Annotated in this window: 11 protein-coding genes and 1 pseudogene; 7 read left to right on the forward strand and 5 right to left on the reverse strand. The window is 56.0% G+C overall.

What is annotated here, in order from left to right:
* Positions 1–5: 5 nt before the first annotated feature.
* Entirely contained in the window at positions 6–1,403 is a 1,398-nt protein-coding gene (gene fumC, locus WLO31_RS10720; RefSeq protein WP_435926590.1) for a class II fumarate hydratase, read from the reverse strand.
* 54 nt (positions 1,404–1,457) lie between these two features.
* On the reverse strand, positions 1,458–3,104 hold the full coding sequence (fumA, locus tag WLO31_RS10725) for a class I fumarate hydratase FumA (RefSeq protein WP_435926591.1): 1,647 nt from the start codon (positions 3,102–3,104) through the stop codon (positions 1,458–1,460).
* 207 nt (positions 3,105–3,311) lie between these two features.
* Here fumA and manA point away from each other — a divergent pair, with 207 nt between their 5' ends.
* The 3 genes and pseudogenes from manA (at position 3,312) to WLO31_RS10740 (ending at position 6,562) form a co-directional block, all read left to right on the forward strand.
* Positions 3,312–4,484: a mannose-6-phosphate isomerase gene (manA, locus tag WLO31_RS10730; protein ID WP_435926592.1), complete on the forward strand. Its 1,173-nt coding sequence runs from the start codon at positions 3,312–3,314 to the stop codon at positions 4,482–4,484.
* 131 nt (positions 4,485–4,615) lie between these two features.
* Positions 4,616–6,148 carry a YdgA family protein gene (locus WLO31_RS10735; protein WP_435926593.1) on the forward strand — a complete coding sequence of 511 codons (1,533 nt, stop codon included), beginning with the start codon at positions 4,616–4,618 and terminating at the stop codon, positions 6,146–6,148.
* Between the two features lie 2 nt (positions 6,149–6,150).
* Positions 6,151–6,562 (forward strand): annotated as a pseudogene (locus tag WLO31_RS10740) (VOC family protein).
* A gap of 49 nt (positions 6,563–6,611) precedes the next feature.
* Here the strand turns inward: WLO31_RS10740 and WLO31_RS10745 are convergent.
* On the reverse strand, positions 6,612–7,646 hold the full coding sequence (locus WLO31_RS10745; RefSeq protein WP_435926594.1) for a Mal regulon transcriptional regulator MalI: 1,035 nt from the start codon (positions 7,644–7,646) through the stop codon (positions 6,612–6,614).
* 187 nt (positions 7,647–7,833) lie between these two features.
* Between WLO31_RS10745 and malX the strand changes: the two genes are divergently transcribed.
* The 3 genes from malX to add all read left to right on the forward strand — a co-directional run bounded on the left by malX (position 7,834) and on the right by add (position 11,831).
* Entirely contained in the window at positions 7,834–9,426 is a 1,593-nt protein-coding gene (malX, locus tag WLO31_RS10750) for a maltose/glucose-specific PTS transporter subunit IIBC (RefSeq protein ID WP_435926595.1), read from the forward strand.
* Between the two features lie 114 nt (positions 9,427–9,540).
* Positions 9,541–10,713, forward strand: coding sequence for a MalY/PatB family protein (locus tag WLO31_RS10755; protein ID WP_435926596.1), 1,173 nt, complete (start codon positions 9,541–9,543; stop codon positions 10,711–10,713).
* Between the two features lie 116 nt (positions 10,714–10,829).
* On the forward strand, positions 10,830–11,831 hold the full coding sequence (gene add / locus WLO31_RS10760) for an adenosine deaminase (protein ID WP_435926597.1): 1,002 nt from the start codon (positions 10,830–10,832) through the stop codon (positions 11,829–11,831).
* Positions 11,832–11,849: 18 nt separating this feature from the next.
* Here the strand turns inward: add and WLO31_RS10765 are convergent, their stop codons facing one another.
* Positions 11,850–12,848 (reverse strand): bile acid:sodium symporter family protein, encoded by a 999-nt coding sequence (locus WLO31_RS10765; protein ID WP_435926598.1) that lies wholly within the window; start codon positions 12,846–12,848, stop codon positions 11,850–11,852.
* A gap of 455 nt (positions 12,849–13,303) precedes the next feature.
* On the opposite strand from WLO31_RS10765, the gene WLO31_RS10770 reads away from it, so the two are divergent.
* Positions 13,304–13,513 (forward strand): hypothetical protein, encoded by a 210-nt coding sequence (locus tag WLO31_RS10770; RefSeq protein ID WP_435926599.1) that lies wholly within the window; start codon positions 13,304–13,306, stop codon positions 13,511–13,513.
* 147 nt (positions 13,514–13,660) lie between these two features.
* Here the strand turns inward: WLO31_RS10770 and WLO31_RS10775 are convergent, their stop codons facing one another.
* A complete protein-coding gene (locus tag WLO31_RS10775) occupies positions 13,661–14,701 on the reverse strand; it encodes an oxidoreductase (protein WP_435926600.1) in 1,041 nt (346 codons plus the stop codon).
* Positions 14,702–14,920: the final 219 nt, after the last annotated feature.

Raw genomic sequence — 14,920 nt, forward strand, 5'->3', positions numbered from 1 at the left:
AAGCGTTAAGACTTCATGCTGCCGACCATCTCCTCTGGCCGCACCCAGGCGTCAAACTCATCTTCTGTGAGATAGCCCAGCTTTAACGCCGCGGCTTTGAGCGTCAGCCCTTCTTTATGCGCTTTTTTGGCAATCTCCGCCGCTTTATCGTAGCCGATGTGCGTATTAAGCGCGGTCACCAGCATCAGCGATTCATTCAGCAGCTGGCTGATACGGTCGCGGTTCGGCTCGATGCCGATGGCGCAGTGCTCGTTGAAGCTTTCCATGCCGTCCGCCAGCAGGCGAATCGATTGCAGGACGTTGTGGATAATCATCGGGCGATAGACGTTCAGCTCAAAGTTGCCGGAGGCGCCGCCGATATTTACCGCTACATCATTCCCCATGACCTGGCAGCACAGCATGGTCATCGCTTCGCACTGCGTCGGGTTCACTTTCCCCGGCATGATGGAGCTTCCCGGTTCGTTTTCCGGGATGGCGATTTCGCCGATGCCGCAGCGCGGGCCTGAGGACAACCAGCGCACGTCGTTGGCGATTTTCATCAGCGCTGCAGCCAGGCCTTTTAGCGCGCCGTGCGCGTGAACCAGCGCGTCGCAGGTGGCCAGCGCCTCGAATTTATTAGGCGCGGTTACGAAAGGCTGCCCGGTGATGTCAGCCAGCTCCTTCGCCACACGCACCGCGTATTCAGGATGCGTATTTAACCCCGTACCGACGGCGGTGCCGCCCAGCGCCAGCTCCGCCACGTGGGGCACGCTTTGTTCGAGATGCTTAAGGTTGTGTTCCAGCATCGCCACCCAGCCGGAAATCTCCTGGCCGAGCGTCAACGGCGTGGCGTCCTGAAGATGCGTGCGGCCGATTTTAACAATGTCGCGGAACGCCTCCGCTTTCGCCTGCAGCGTCTCTTTCAGCACGGTGAGCTGCGGAATAAGCTGTTCGCGGAGCGCTTTAACCGCCGCGACATGCATCGCCGTCGGGAACACGTCGTTAGAACTCTGGCTCTTGTTCACATCATCGTTTGGATGCACCACGCGGTCCATGCCGCGCACGCCGCCGAGCAGCTCGCTCGCCCGGTTTGCCAGCACCTCGTTCATATTCATGTTGCTTTGGGTGCCGGACCCCGTCTGCCAGATAGCAAGCGGGAACTCATCAGGATGCCTGCCTTCCAGCACTTCGTCCGCGGCGGCCAGGATCGCTTTACCGCGTTCAGCAGGGAGCAGGCCGAGATCCATGTTCACTTTCGCCGCCGCACGCTTGGTCAATGCCAGCGCCTGAATCAGCGCCACCGGCATTTTTTCCGTGGAGATGCGGAAATGCTCAAGCGAACGTTGCGTTTGCGCGCCCCAGAGTTTGTCTGCCGGAACATCAATGGGGCCCATAGAATCTTTTTCGATACGACTGGATGCCATTTGTCTCTCCTTTCGAGCTTAAAAAAAACCGCCCAGGCGGGCGGTTTCAGCGGTTTATTTCACGCACCTTGCGCACTGCGAGGCGTGAATTTTCTGGAAGAAATCGTTGCCCTTGTCATCGACCAGAATGAAAGCCGGGAAATCTTCTACTTCGATTTTCCAGATAGCCTCCATACCCAACTCCGGATATTCCACGCAGGTCAGGCTTTTAATGCTTTGTTGCGCCAGTACCGCCGCCGGGCCGCCGATGCTGCCCAGGTAGAAGCCGCCGTGTTTATGGCAGGCGTCCGTCACCTGTTGGCTGCGGTTGCCTTTCGCCAGCATCACCATGCTGCCGCCGTTGGCCTGCAGCAGATCCACATAGGAGTCCATGCGCCCTGCCGTGGTTGGGCCAAGCGAACCAGAAGCATAACCGTCCGGCGTTTTGGCCGGGCCCGCATAGTAGATCGGGTGATCTTTCACATACTGCGGCAGGCCTTCGCCGCTGTCGATACGCTCTTTGAGCTTAGCGTGGGCGATGTCGCGTGCCACAATAATAGTCCCGCTCAGGGAAAGACGCGTAGAAACAGGGTACTGAGAAAGCTGTTTGAGGATTTCGCTCATCGGACGGTTAAGATCGACTTTAACCGCCTCGCCCTCGCCCGCCTGGCGCAGCTCCTGCGGAATGAATTTGCCCGGATTGTGCTCCAGCTTTTCCAGCCAGATACCGTCGCGGTCGATCTTCGCTTTGATGTTTCTGTCCGCAGAGCAGGATACGCCCATGCCGACCGGGCAGGATGCGCCGTGGCGCGGCAGGCGCACAACGCGAATATCATGGGCAAAGTATTTGCCGCCGAACTGCGCGCCAAGACCGAGGTTCTGCGCCTCTTTCAGCAGCTCTGCTTCCAGTTGAATATCGCGGAACGCCTGGCCGTGTTCGTTACCTTCCGTCGGCAGGCCGTCGTAATACTTAGTGGACGCGAGTTTTACCGTCTTAAGGGTGGATTCCGCAGAGGTGCCCCCGATAACAAAGGCCACGTGATACGGCGGGCAGGCCGCTGTGCCGAGGCTGCGCATTTTCTCCACCAGATAATCTTTCAGCTTGCCAGGGCTGAGCAGCGCCTTGGTCTCCTGGTAAAGATAGGTTTTGTTCGCTGAACCACCGCCTTTGGCGATGCAGAGGAATTTGTATTCCGCGCCGTCCACGCTGTAGAGGTCGATTTGCGCGGGCAGGTTCGTGCCGGTATTCACCTCTTTGTACATATCCAGCGCGGCATTCTGGGAATAGCGCAGGTTATCTTCAATGTAGGTGTTATAGACGCCCTGCGACAGCGCGGCTTCATCCCCGCCGCCGGTCCAGACGCGCTGGCCTTTTTTACCCACGATAATCGCGGTACCCGTATCCTGGCAGGTCGGCAGGATGCCTTTAGCGGCGATCTCCGAGTTGCGCAGGAACTGTAGCGCAACATACCTGTCGTTTTCGCTGGCTTCGGGATCGTAAAGGATATCGGCGACCTGCTGCTGGTGGGACGGGCGCAGCATAAATGAGGCATCGTGGAAGGCGTGTTGGGCAACAAGGGTCAGGGCTTTCGGGTCAACTTTCAGGACTTCCTGCCCTTCGAACTCGGAGACTGAAACGTAATCCTTGCTGAGCAGATAGTATTCAGTTTCATCTTTTTTTAACGGGAACGGCTCTTGATAATGAAAGGCTTTACTCGACATTGTTCTCTCACTTACGACATCAGATACGTTAATTATTCTGGCTGCGGACACGGGCTTCCGTGCTTGGTTAAAAATTTAATCACAACATGCTACACAATTTTTTAACAAAAACTGAGACTAATACGACTTTTTGCTCCCCTGGTTACTTCCCGATGGATAATTGCTTTAATAGTCGCAACTTTATCTACATTACAGCGGGGCTTGATAATGCAAAAATTAATCAACTCAGTGCAGAACTATGCATGGGGAAGTAAAACTGCCTTAACGGAACTCTACGGCATGCCAAATCCGGACAACCTGCCGATGGCGGAGCTGTGGATGGGCGCGCATCCTAAAAGCAGTTCAAAAGTGCTGGTAAACGGCCAGCCGCACGCGTTACGGGAGCTGATCGACGCCGATCAAACAGCTGCCCTGGGCGCGGCCGTAGCGCAGCGATTTGGCGAGCTGCCGTTCCTCTTTAAAGTGCTCTGTGCCGATCAGCCGCTCTCCATTCAGGTGCACCCAAACAAAAAAGCCTCTGAAACCGGCTTTGCAAAAGAAAATGCGGCCGGCATCCCGCTTGACGCGGCCGAGCGTAATTATAAAGATCCAAACCACAAGCCTGAGCTGGTTTTCGCCCTGACCCCGTTCCTTGCCATGAACGCCTTTCGCGAGTTCTCTGAAATCGTCTCTTTGCTGCAGCCGGTTTCTGGCGCGCATAACGCTATCGCCCACTTCCTGCAGGAGCCGGGCGCTGAACGTTTAGCTCATCTGTTTGCCAGCCTGCTGAATATGCAGGGCGAAGAAAAATCCCGTGCGTTAGCCGTGCTGAAAGCCGCGCTGAACGGCCAGCAGGGCGAGCCGTGGGAAACCATCCGCGTAATTTCTGAATTTTATCCCGACGACAGCGGCCTGTTCTCCCCGCTGCTGCTTAACGTAGTTAAGCTCGAGCCGGGCGAAGCCATGTTCCTGTTCGCGGAAACGCCTCACGCCTACCTTAAAGGCGTGGCGCTGGAGGTGATGGCCAACTCAGATAACGTGCTGCGCGCGGGCCTGACGCCAAAATATATCGATATTCCTGAGCTGGTCGCAAACGTCCGGTTCGAGCCGAAGCCAGCAGGCGAACTGCTGACCCAGCCGCAGCGCAACGGCCACGAGCTGAGCTTCCCCGTTCCGGTCGCCGATTTCGCTTTCTCTTTGCACGATCTGCATGCCGCCCCTGCCGCGCTGGCGCAGGACAGCGCAGCCATAGTGTTCTGCGTGGAAGGTGAAACGGTGCTCAGCAAAGGCGAAGAGCAGCTGGTTCTTAAGCCCGGCGAGTCAGCTTTTATCGCAGCAAACGAATCGCCGGTTTCCGCAAGCGGCGTAGGCCGTATCGCCCGCGTCTATAACAAATGCTGAAATTAAGTAACTTACTGATCTTTTACCTATGGATTGCTAAGCTTAAGCGATAGTTTTCAAAACGCCCGCGGGCGTTTTTCATTCGACGGTCAGGGGATGTCTGACCGCCGCTTTAAAATGGACAGGACAAGATGAAAAAATCTCTGGTTGCGGTAGGTGTAATTGTTGCGCTCGGCGTGGTGTGGACGGGCGCTGCCTGGTATACCGGTAAACAGCTTGAAGGACGTATGGCTGAAATGATCGGCAATGCGAACAGCGAATTAAACAGGGCCTCACCCGAAGCCGGCCTGACGCTGAGCTACCAGGAGTACCACCGCGGCCTGTTCCACAGCAGCATGCAGTTAGTCGTTAAGCCGACGGCGGGCAAGCAAAGCGCGCTTCTGAAACCGGATCAAAGCGTAGTGTTCGCTGAAACCATCGACCACGGTCCCTTCCCCTTTGCTCAGTTAAAAAAATTCAATTTGATCCCAGCCATGGCTTCCATCCGCACCGTGCTGGTTAGTAACCCAACCACTAAGCCGCTGTTTGACACCACCAAAGGCCAGTCCTTTATCGATGCGCAAACCCGCGTGGGCTACAGCGGCGCCACCTCGTCTGATATCGAGCTCCTGCCGCTGAACTATGCAAACGGCGAAGAGAAAGTGGCCTTTAGCGGCGGCCAGTTCACGGCTGATGTGGACGGTGAAGGCAATAAAATCGCCCTTTCCGGCGAAGCTAAAAGCGGTCTGGTTAACACGGTCAACCAGTACGGCCAGCATGTACAGATGACTTTCAATAACGTGAAAACCGACGGCAGCACCCAGCGCAGCGAATTCGACGAGCGCGTGGGCGAGCAAAAAGCCTCCATTGAAAAACTGGCGATTGCCGTTGAAGGCAAAGAAATGGCGGTCCTTGAAGGTTTCACGCTCAATGCGAAATCAGACGTGCAGGATGATAAAAAGCACCTTGCCGGGCAAATCGATTACTCTCTCGACGCGCTGAAAGTACAGAATCAAAATATGGGCAGCGGCAAACTGACGCTGAAAGTCGGCAATATCGACGGCGCCGCGATGCATGAATTCAGCAAGATCTATAACGAGGAATCCCAGAAGCTGCTCGCCGATCCGGCCGTGGCAGCGAACCCGGAAATTTATCAGCAGAAAGTGATTGAAGTCTTTGCGGCCAATTTCCCGCTGCTGCTCAAGGGCAACCCGGTCGTTACCGTTGCGCCGCTAAGCTGGAAAAACGACAAAGGCGAAAGCACCTTCAACCTGTCGCTGTTCTTAAAAGATCCGGCCGCGGCAACGGGTGAAGCAACCACGCCTGAGCAGCAGCTGGACCGCGTGTTGAAATCTCTCGATAGCAAACTTGTGATCCCAATGGATATGGCCACCAGCCTGATGACGCAGGTTGCGCAGCTCGAAGGCTATAAAGAGGAAGACGCCGCGAAGCTGGCCAGCCAGCAGATCAAAGGCCTGGCGGCGATGGGTCAGATGTTCCGCGTTACCACGATGCAAGACAACAACATCGTCTCCAGCCTGCAGTACGCCAACGGTCAGGCCACGCTTAACGGTCAGAAAATGTCCCTGAGCGATCTGATTGGCATGTTTGGCCTGCCTGGCACAGACGTACCGCCTCCGGCGCCAGAGCTTGAAGCGCCTGCTCCGGCTGCGCCTCAGCAGTAAATCTGGCAAGCCTCCTTCGGGAGGCTTTTTCAGGCTGCCGGTTAGAGGTTAGCGATCTGACGCGCAGCTTTGATTTTTACGTGAAAACGCTGGGCTTTACGCCACGAGCAAAATGGTCGGAGGGCTTATCTCTCTTTGGGAGAGCTTTGGTTGTGTTTATCGCTCGACGATGTGGACGGCAGGCGAGATTACACCCACTACGCCTTTACGCTTTCCGCGCAGCATATCGGGAGCTTCCGGGAGAAATTGCGGGCCGCAGGCGTTGCCGAGTGGAAAGAGAATAAAAGTGAAGGCGCATCGATCTACTTTCTCGATCCCGATGGTCACAGATTAGAAGCCCATAGCGGCAATCTGGAAACAAGGCTTCAGTCATGCCAGAAAAACCCGTACGACGGGATGGTTTTCTTCCGCTAATCAACCCGGGCCGGAACATTTCTCCTGCTGGCGTTTTTTCTTTACGCTTTCAACTGCTTCGCAGCACCAGCCGCGCGGGCATTATCTGATTACGCGCTTCATCATCGCCATTTTTCGCCCGTGTCAGGATGCGTTGCCCCGCGCTGCGGCCTATTTCTCTTGCCGGCGTGGAAACCCAGGTCAGCGGTAAATCATCCAGCTCTTCGTCCATCACCTCTGCAAAGGCGGCAAGCGCGACGTGGCGGTCGTAATAGCTGTCCAGGCTCCCTTCTCCGCTTTGTCTTCCCGCGCGCAGCAGGCCGAACCAGGCGCCCATGGCGACGGTGCTGTTATGGCAGAGCACGGCCGTAATGGTCGGGTTATGGTGCAGCAAAGCGGTGATGGCGTCCGCCGCCTGCTTCTGGCTGGACTCGCATTCGATAATCCACTCGCTGTGGAACGGCAGCCCAAACTTTAACAGCGTTGAGCAATAGCCGCCGAGGCGTTCTGCGCGCGTCAACGAAGAGCCCCGGCCGCCGATCCAAGCAATTCGCTGATGCCCCCGCTTAATTAAATGCTCGGTCACCAGCTGCGCGGCCTGCATATTATCCGGGCGAATTATGTCCGCTTCGTCGAGATAGCTGGCACGGGAGGCGAAAACCAGCGGCAGCTGCTTTTGTTCGGCTAATTCCCTTAGCTCCGCCCCCTGACCTGCCGCACCGGCGATAATGATGCCGTCCACGCCCTGGGCGATAAGCGTTTCGAAGCAGCGCTGCATATGCTGGCCTTTCGCGCCGCTTTGGGTGAGGAAGAGTAATTTGCCCTGCTTTTCCAGCTCGTCCGTCAGCCCCGCCGTCAGCTCCGCATAAAAGGGATTACACAGATCCCGCACTATCAGACCAATAACGCCGCTTTGCCCTCCCCGCAGCGATACCGCCTGCCGGTTGCGCACAAAACCGAGTTTTTCAATAGCTTCATTTACGCGCGTTCCGGTCGCCGCGGAGATTCTGCCTTTGCCGCTTAGTACGAGCGAGACCGTCGTCACCGATACACCTGCGGCATCGGCAACGTCGTTAATAGTGATTTTTTTTGCCATCGTGGTCATACGCGGAACGGGTCCTCCGTGAATCAGGTAATACGCAAGATAAAACGTTTTATCCCTATGCGCATATTAAGCGCTTTGTCACCTTTTTAATCTGTGAACTACCGCGCAATATACTTTGGTAAAACGTTTTATCATCCGGCTTGTTTCGTACTTCACTCTTTTTATTCATCAGGGTACAGGAGTCGTTATGGCGGCTAATACATCACAAAAAGTTACGCTTTGGGAGTTTTTTCAAAACCTCGGTAAAACCTTCATGCTACCGGTGGCGCTGCTGTCGTTCTGCGGCATCATGCTCGGTATCGGCAGCTCGTTAAGCAGCCATGACGTTATCACCCTGCTGCCTGCGCTGGGTAATCCGGTGCTGCAGCCAATCTTTATCTGGATGAGCAAAGTCGGCTCGTTCGCCTTCAGCTTCCTGCCGGTGATGTTCTGTATCGCCATTCCGCTGGGTCTGGCAAGCGAGAATAAAGGCGTTGCCGCCTTCGCCGGTTTTGTCGGTTACGTGGTGATGAACCTCGGGGTTAACTTCTGGCTGACGGCCAAAGGCATTCTGCCAACTACCGATGCCGCGCTGCTGAAAGCGAACAACGTTCAGAACGTGCTGGGCATTCAGTCTATCGATACCGGCATTCTTGGCGCCGTTATCGCCGGTGTGATCGTGGCGATGCTGCATAAGCGCTTCCACAATATCCGCCTGCCGGACGCGCTGGCCTTCTTCGGCGGCACCCGCTTTGTGCCGATTATCACCACCGTTGTGATGGGCCTGGTCGGTCTGGTTATTCCGCTGATCTGGCCGGTATTCGCGGCTGGCATCACCGGCATTGGTAACCTGATTAACAGCGCCGGCATTTTTGGCCCGATGATTTTCGGCACCGGCGAACGTCTGCTGCTGCCCTTTGGCCTGCAACACATTCTGGTGGCGCTGATCCGCTTTACCGAAGCGGGCGGCACGATGGCGGTGTGCGGCCATAGCGTCAGCGGCGCGCTGACTATCTTCCAGGCGCAGCTAAGCTGCCCAACGGTACACGGCTTCTCTGAAAGCGCGACCCGTTTCCTGTCGCAGGGCAAAATGCCTGCCTTCCTGGGCGGCCTGCCCGGTGCTGCACTGGCGATGTATCACTGCGCGCGCCCTGAAAACCGCCATAAAATTAAAGGCCTGCTGATTTCCGGCGTCATTGCCTGCGTGGTTGGCGGCACCACAGAACCGCTGGAGTTCCTGTTCCTGTTCGTGGCCCCGGTGCTCTATCTCATTCACGCCCTGCTGACCGGGCTTGGCTTTACCATGATGGCGGTGCTGGGCGTGACTATCGGCAACACCGACGGGAACGTTATCGACTTCGTGGTATTCGGTATCCTGCACGGCCTGTCGACCAAATGGTACATGGTGCCGGTTGTGGCGGCGGCGTGGTTCGCGGTTTATTACGGTATCTTCCGCTTCGCCATTACCCGCTTTAACATCAAAACGCCGGGTCGCGATATCGACACCACCAGCAGCGCAGAAAAAGCGCTGGCAGGCCAGGTGGGCAAATCCGGCTACAATGTTCCGGCGATGCTGACAGCGCTTGGCGGGGCAGAAAACGTCGTCACGCTGGACAACTGCATTACCCGCCTGCGGATGACGGTGAAAGATATGTCGCTGGTTGACAGCGCCGCGCTGAAAAACCTCCGCGCCATCGGCGTGGTGCAGCTAAATCAGCACAACCTGCAGGTGGTTATCGGGCCGCAGGTGCAGTCGGTTAAGGATGAGATGGCAAGCCTGATGAGCACGGCGCAGGCATAAACCGGCTAATATAATTTCCGACTTTTATTCGTCAGGATTAACGCCCCTTTAAGCGCAATAATATTTTGTTGATTGTCTCAAGGGCGCAGCAGCGCCCTTTTGCTGTGAGGTTCTATGTTCGATTTTTCTGTTCCGGTCGATCGCCACGGCACGTGGTGCACCCAGTGGGATTATGTGGCAGATCGTTTTGGCGCGGCGGATTTGCTTCCCTTTACCATCTCCGATATGGATTTTCCGACCGCCCCGGCTATTCTCTCGGCGCTGCATCAACGTCTGGCCCACGGCGTGCTCGGCTACAGCCGCTGGAAAAATGACGATTTCATCGGCGCCGTGGCGCACTGGTATCAGCAACGCTTTAACAGCGCTATCGATGCCGAAAGCCTGGTTTACGGCCCGTCCGTTATTTATATAGTTTCACAGCTGATACGCCAGTGGTCAGAACCGGGCGACGCGGTGCTTATCCATACCCCCGCCTATGACGCATTTTATAAAGCGATTGCAGGCAATAAGCGCCAGGTATTCAGCGCGCCGCTGTATAATTCCGCCGCAGGCTGGACGTGCGACATGGCCGCCCTTGAAGGCCAGCTTGCCAAACCAGAATGTAAAATCATGCTGCTGTGCAGTCCGCAAAATCCGACGGGCAAGGTCTGGACGCGCGAAGAGCTGGAAATCATGGCGAAGCTGTGTGAACGCCATAACGTGCGCGTAATCAGCGATGAAATTCATATGGATATGGTCTGGGAAGGCCGCCAGCACACGCCCTGGTGCGAGGTGGGCAAAGGCGCCTGGGCGCTGGTTACCTCGGCTTCAAAGAGCTTCAATATTCCCGCGCTAACCGGCGCGTACGGCCTGATTAGCGATGAACGCGACCGACAGGACTATCTGAACGTCCTGAAAGGCCAGGACGGGCTTTCCTCTCCTGCGGTGCTGGCGCTGGTTGCGCATATTGCCGCCTATCGGGAAGGAGAGCCGTGGCTTGATGCCCTGCGCGCTTATCTCCAGAGCAACCTTGAGTACGTCGCCGATACGCTGAACAGCGAGTTTGCGCAACTTAACTGGCAGCCGCCGCAGGCAACCTATCTGGCGTGGATCGATCTCCGCCCGCTTGGCATGGACGATCGGAGGCTGCAAAAGGCGCTGATTGAGCAGCAAAAAGTCGCCATCATGCCGGGATATACCTACGGTGAAGAGGGAAAAGGCTTTATCCGCCTCAACGCCGGATGCCCGCGAGCGAAGCTGGAAGAAGGCGTAAAACGTTTGATCGCCGCCATTAAATCGCTGCAATAAGATTCGGGGAGGCAGATTCCCTTTCATTTGCGCAACTTATTATTGCCGGCAGATAGCAATTTGCCGGTGAATGTTTTTATACTGTTACGCACTTGAAGCAAAAAAAGAGTGCGACCATGATTGATACCACCCTGCCGTTAACCGATTTGCACCGCCACCTTGATGGCAATATTCGTGCACAAACCATTCTCGATCTGGGCCGCCAGTATAATTTGCCGCTTCCGGCAGCTTCCATTGAGGATTTAATCCCGCACGTGCAGGTTGTTGAGTCCGCGCCGGATCTGGTGAGCTTCCTGTCGAAGCTGGACTGGGGCGTGAAGATGCTTGCCACTCTTGACGCCTGCCGCCGCGTAGCCTGGGAAAATATTGAAGATGCCGCCCGTAACGGCCTGCATTATGTCGAGCTGCGTTTCTCACCGGGTTATATGGCAATGGCCCACAACCTGCCGGTTGCGGGCGTCGTAGAAGCCGTTATCGAAGGCGTGCGTGAAGGCTGTCGTGATTTTGGCGTCGAGGCTCGTCTGATTGGCATTATGAGCCGCACCTTCGGCGAAGCCGCCTGTCAGGCTGAGCTGGAAGCCCTGCTCGCCCACCGCGACCATATTACCGCCCTGGATCTGGCTGGCGACGAGCTCGGTTTCCCCGGCAGCCTGTTCCTGAGCCATTTTAATCGCGCGCGCGATGCAGGCTGGCATATCACCGTGCACGCGGGCGAAGCGGCCGGACCGGAAAGCATCTGGCAGGCCATTCGCGAGCTGGGCGCCGAGCGTATCGGCCACGGCGTCAAGGCGACTGAAGATCCTGCCCTGATGGACTTCCTGGCCGAGCAAGGCATCGGTATCGAATCCTGCCTGACCTCCAACATTCAGACCAGCACCGTGCCGTCGCTGGACAAGCATCCGCTGATCAAATTCCTCGATCGCGGCGTGCTGGCAACGATTAATACCGACGACCCGGCGGTTCAGGGTATCGACATCGTGCATGAATATACCGTTGCGGCGCCGCGTGCGGGTCTGAGCCCGGCACAGATTCGTACCGCCCAGGAGAATGGTTTAAAAATTGCCTTTCTGAGCGAGGCTGAAAAGCAGGCGCTACTCGCTAAAGTACGCGCCGCTTAACCCACCCACGGCGGCTGGTCAGGAAGCTGACTCAGGCTGCCGTTTTTCCTTTGCCGCTTTGCGCGCATAGCGCTGCGCCAGCACCGCACAGACCATAAGCTGGATCTGGTGGAAAATCATCAGCGGCAGCACCATCATCCCCACGGCGCTCGCAGGAAACAGAACGTTTGCCATCGGCACGCCGTTGGCGAGGCTCTTCTTCGAGCCGCAGAAAACGATGGTGATTTCATCGGCGGTATTAAAACCCAGCAGCCTTGCCGCCCAGGTATTCACCACCAGCACAATCGCCAGCAGCACTACCGAACACCCCAGAATGGCTAACAGGGCGATGCCGTTAACCTGATGCCAGATGCCCTCGACCACCGCTTCGCTGAACGCCACATATACCACCAGCAGAATAGAAGAGCGATCCGTCAGGTTGACGAGCTTTTTATGTTTCTCCACCCAGCGGCTTATCAGCGGGCGCGACAGATGGCCGATGATAAAGGGCACCATCAGCTGCATGATGATTTTGCCAATCGCATGCAGCGTATCCGTCGTCCCTTCCTGAGTATTCATCAGGGCGCCAACCAGCACCGGCGACAGGAAAATGCCCAGGATACTGGATGCCGAGGCGCTGCAAACCGCCGCCGCCACGTTACCGCCGGCAACGGAGGTGAAGGCAATAGCCGACTGCACCGTCGCCGGCAGCGCGCAGAGATAAAGGAAGCCCATGTACAGCGGCTGGTTGAGAATAGCCGGCGTCAGGAAGCCCATTGCCAGGCCAAGCAGAGGAAAGAGTACAAAGGTGCTGAGGAACACCACCAGATGAAGTTTCCAGTGCCCCATCCCGGCCACAATCGCCGCGCGGGAAAGCTTTGCGCCGTGCATGAAAAACAGCAGCGCAATGGCAGCCGTGGTCAGATATTCAAAACCCGTTTTGACTATTCCTTCACAGGGAAACAGCGAGGCCACCACCACCACGGCGATCATCACCAGTAAAAAATTATCGATTTTCAGACGCTGCAGCCAGCCCATTCCATATCCTTGCTTTTTAATACGATTTCTTTTCTCTACTTTGCATTAATTTTTTATAACTTGCGAGCCGGATTTAGCCGTTTAAAGAGCCGTTGCAATTACGTTTAGTTATGTTATCGCCTGTTTTTCAATCGCCTTTAATTTAAGCTGGAATGAGTCACTGTTAACGGCCAGCGATTCGCTTTAAAAATAACCTCAATTAAACAGCTTCATGATTCATTATTTATAAATTCAGGCTGAATTAAAACAAAACCCCTTTAAACGCAGGGAAATATCTTTATACTATTGAAATTAAAACATTAAAAATACCGGACAGAAAATTAAATCACCATCTTTATCTGCATGAGCGCATTCCACATTATCCTATGACAAAAAAATTATTTTCTGGTAGCTAAGGAAAAGTTGCTCACACTCATTACCACGCCATGCGGATGTTTATTCAGTGGCGTATGAGTATGCCCACAAATAACCCGGACCACCTCAGCGCTGCTGCGGTGAATATACTGCTTGCCATTTCTCTTTCCGCCCGCAATGGAGATGGCGGCGGCTCGCGTAATACGCCGCAAAACAATTCTGTTAGCGGAAATAACGCCGGAGCGGAGATGGTTTGGGATGGCGGTACGTCAGGGGATCGAAGCGCCTGGCTTCCGCCGCTGCGGGCGTGATGCAGGTTGATAATAAACATTGCGCCCTGGCCGCTGAAGGCGCCCGCCTCTGGCCGACAGCAATAAGCGTGACTGACGTTTATCTGTAATTTTAACAACCTGCGTTAAAATCTGACCCTCGTCTTAGCCGGACGAGGGCCAGGCCGGTTAAGCCAGATTCAGCGTCGCGCGCTTTTTCGCCGACTCAATGCCCAGCTCAATCAGCTCCATTACCTGAATCGCCTGCGCGGCCGGCACCGGGTTTTCACCGTGGCCCGTCAACGCATCGCGAATCGCGGCGTAGTAAGCCGGGTAATTGCCCGGAACGGTCAGCAGCGTCTGTTCCGCCATCACCTCGCCCTGCGCCAGGGTCAGCACGCCGTCACGCATATCGTAGCCCCAGTCCTCCTGCGGCAGACGCTCGCCTGATTTCAGACGATCCTCCTGCGGATCAAGGCCATATTTAATGTAGCTGCCGCGGGTGCCGTGCACGATATAACGCGCAGATTCAGCAGCAGCCAGCAGCGAGCCGTGCAGCACGACTCGGCGTTGCGGGTAGGCCAGCACGGCGTGGAAATAGTCCGTTGCCTGAGCGCCCGGACGAAGCTGGGCCAGATCGACGGTTAAACTCACCGGCAGGCCGAAAAGATTTATGGCCTGGTCGATAAGATGCGGCCCGAGATCGTACCAGATGCCGCTGCCAACGCCCGCCTGCTCCCGCCAGCGGTTACGCACCTGCGGACGAAAGCGATCGAAATGCGATTCGAAATAGGCGACTTCCCCCAGCGTGCCGTCAGCAAGCAAGGTTTTCAGCGTCAGGAAATCGCTGTCCCAGCGGCGGTTATGGAAGACGGACAGCAGCAGGCCGCGGCTTTTCGCCAGCGCATCCAGTTCGCGTGCCTGTGACAACGTCACGGTGAAGGGCTTATCGACCACCACATGTTTGCCCGCCTCCAGCGCAGCTCTCGCCAGCGGGAAGTGGGTATCATTGGGGGTAGGCACCACAATGAGATCGATATCAGGATCGTTAAACAGATGGTGCGGGTCGGAAACAACGGGCATGTTCGGCCAGTCCGCATGGACTTTAGCTTCGTCGCTGCTGGATACCGCCGCAAGCTCCATCCCCGGCGTGCCAACGATGAGCGGCGCATGGAAAGTTTTACTGGCATAACCGTAACCGATTAGTCCGACACGAATATTATCACTCATTTGTATTCCTCACTTTTATGGACGCTCCCATTTGACACCATCCCCTACAGTGTAACAACAGGTAGCTTACTTGCTGGCTGCCGGCGGAATACTTGCCAGCCGCCGCCGCTAAGTGCGCAAAAGTGATTCACTTCGCAAATATGAAACCGGTTTCGGAAACCGGTTGCAGCCCTTCGCTGGGCTTGCCTACACTGCCCGGGTCGAGTCAACTCAAGGAGC

The sequence above is a fragment of the Dryocola sharpae genome (genome assembly GCF_051307055.1).
Taxonomy (GTDB): Bacteria; Pseudomonadota; Gammaproteobacteria; order Enterobacterales; family Enterobacteriaceae; genus Dryocola.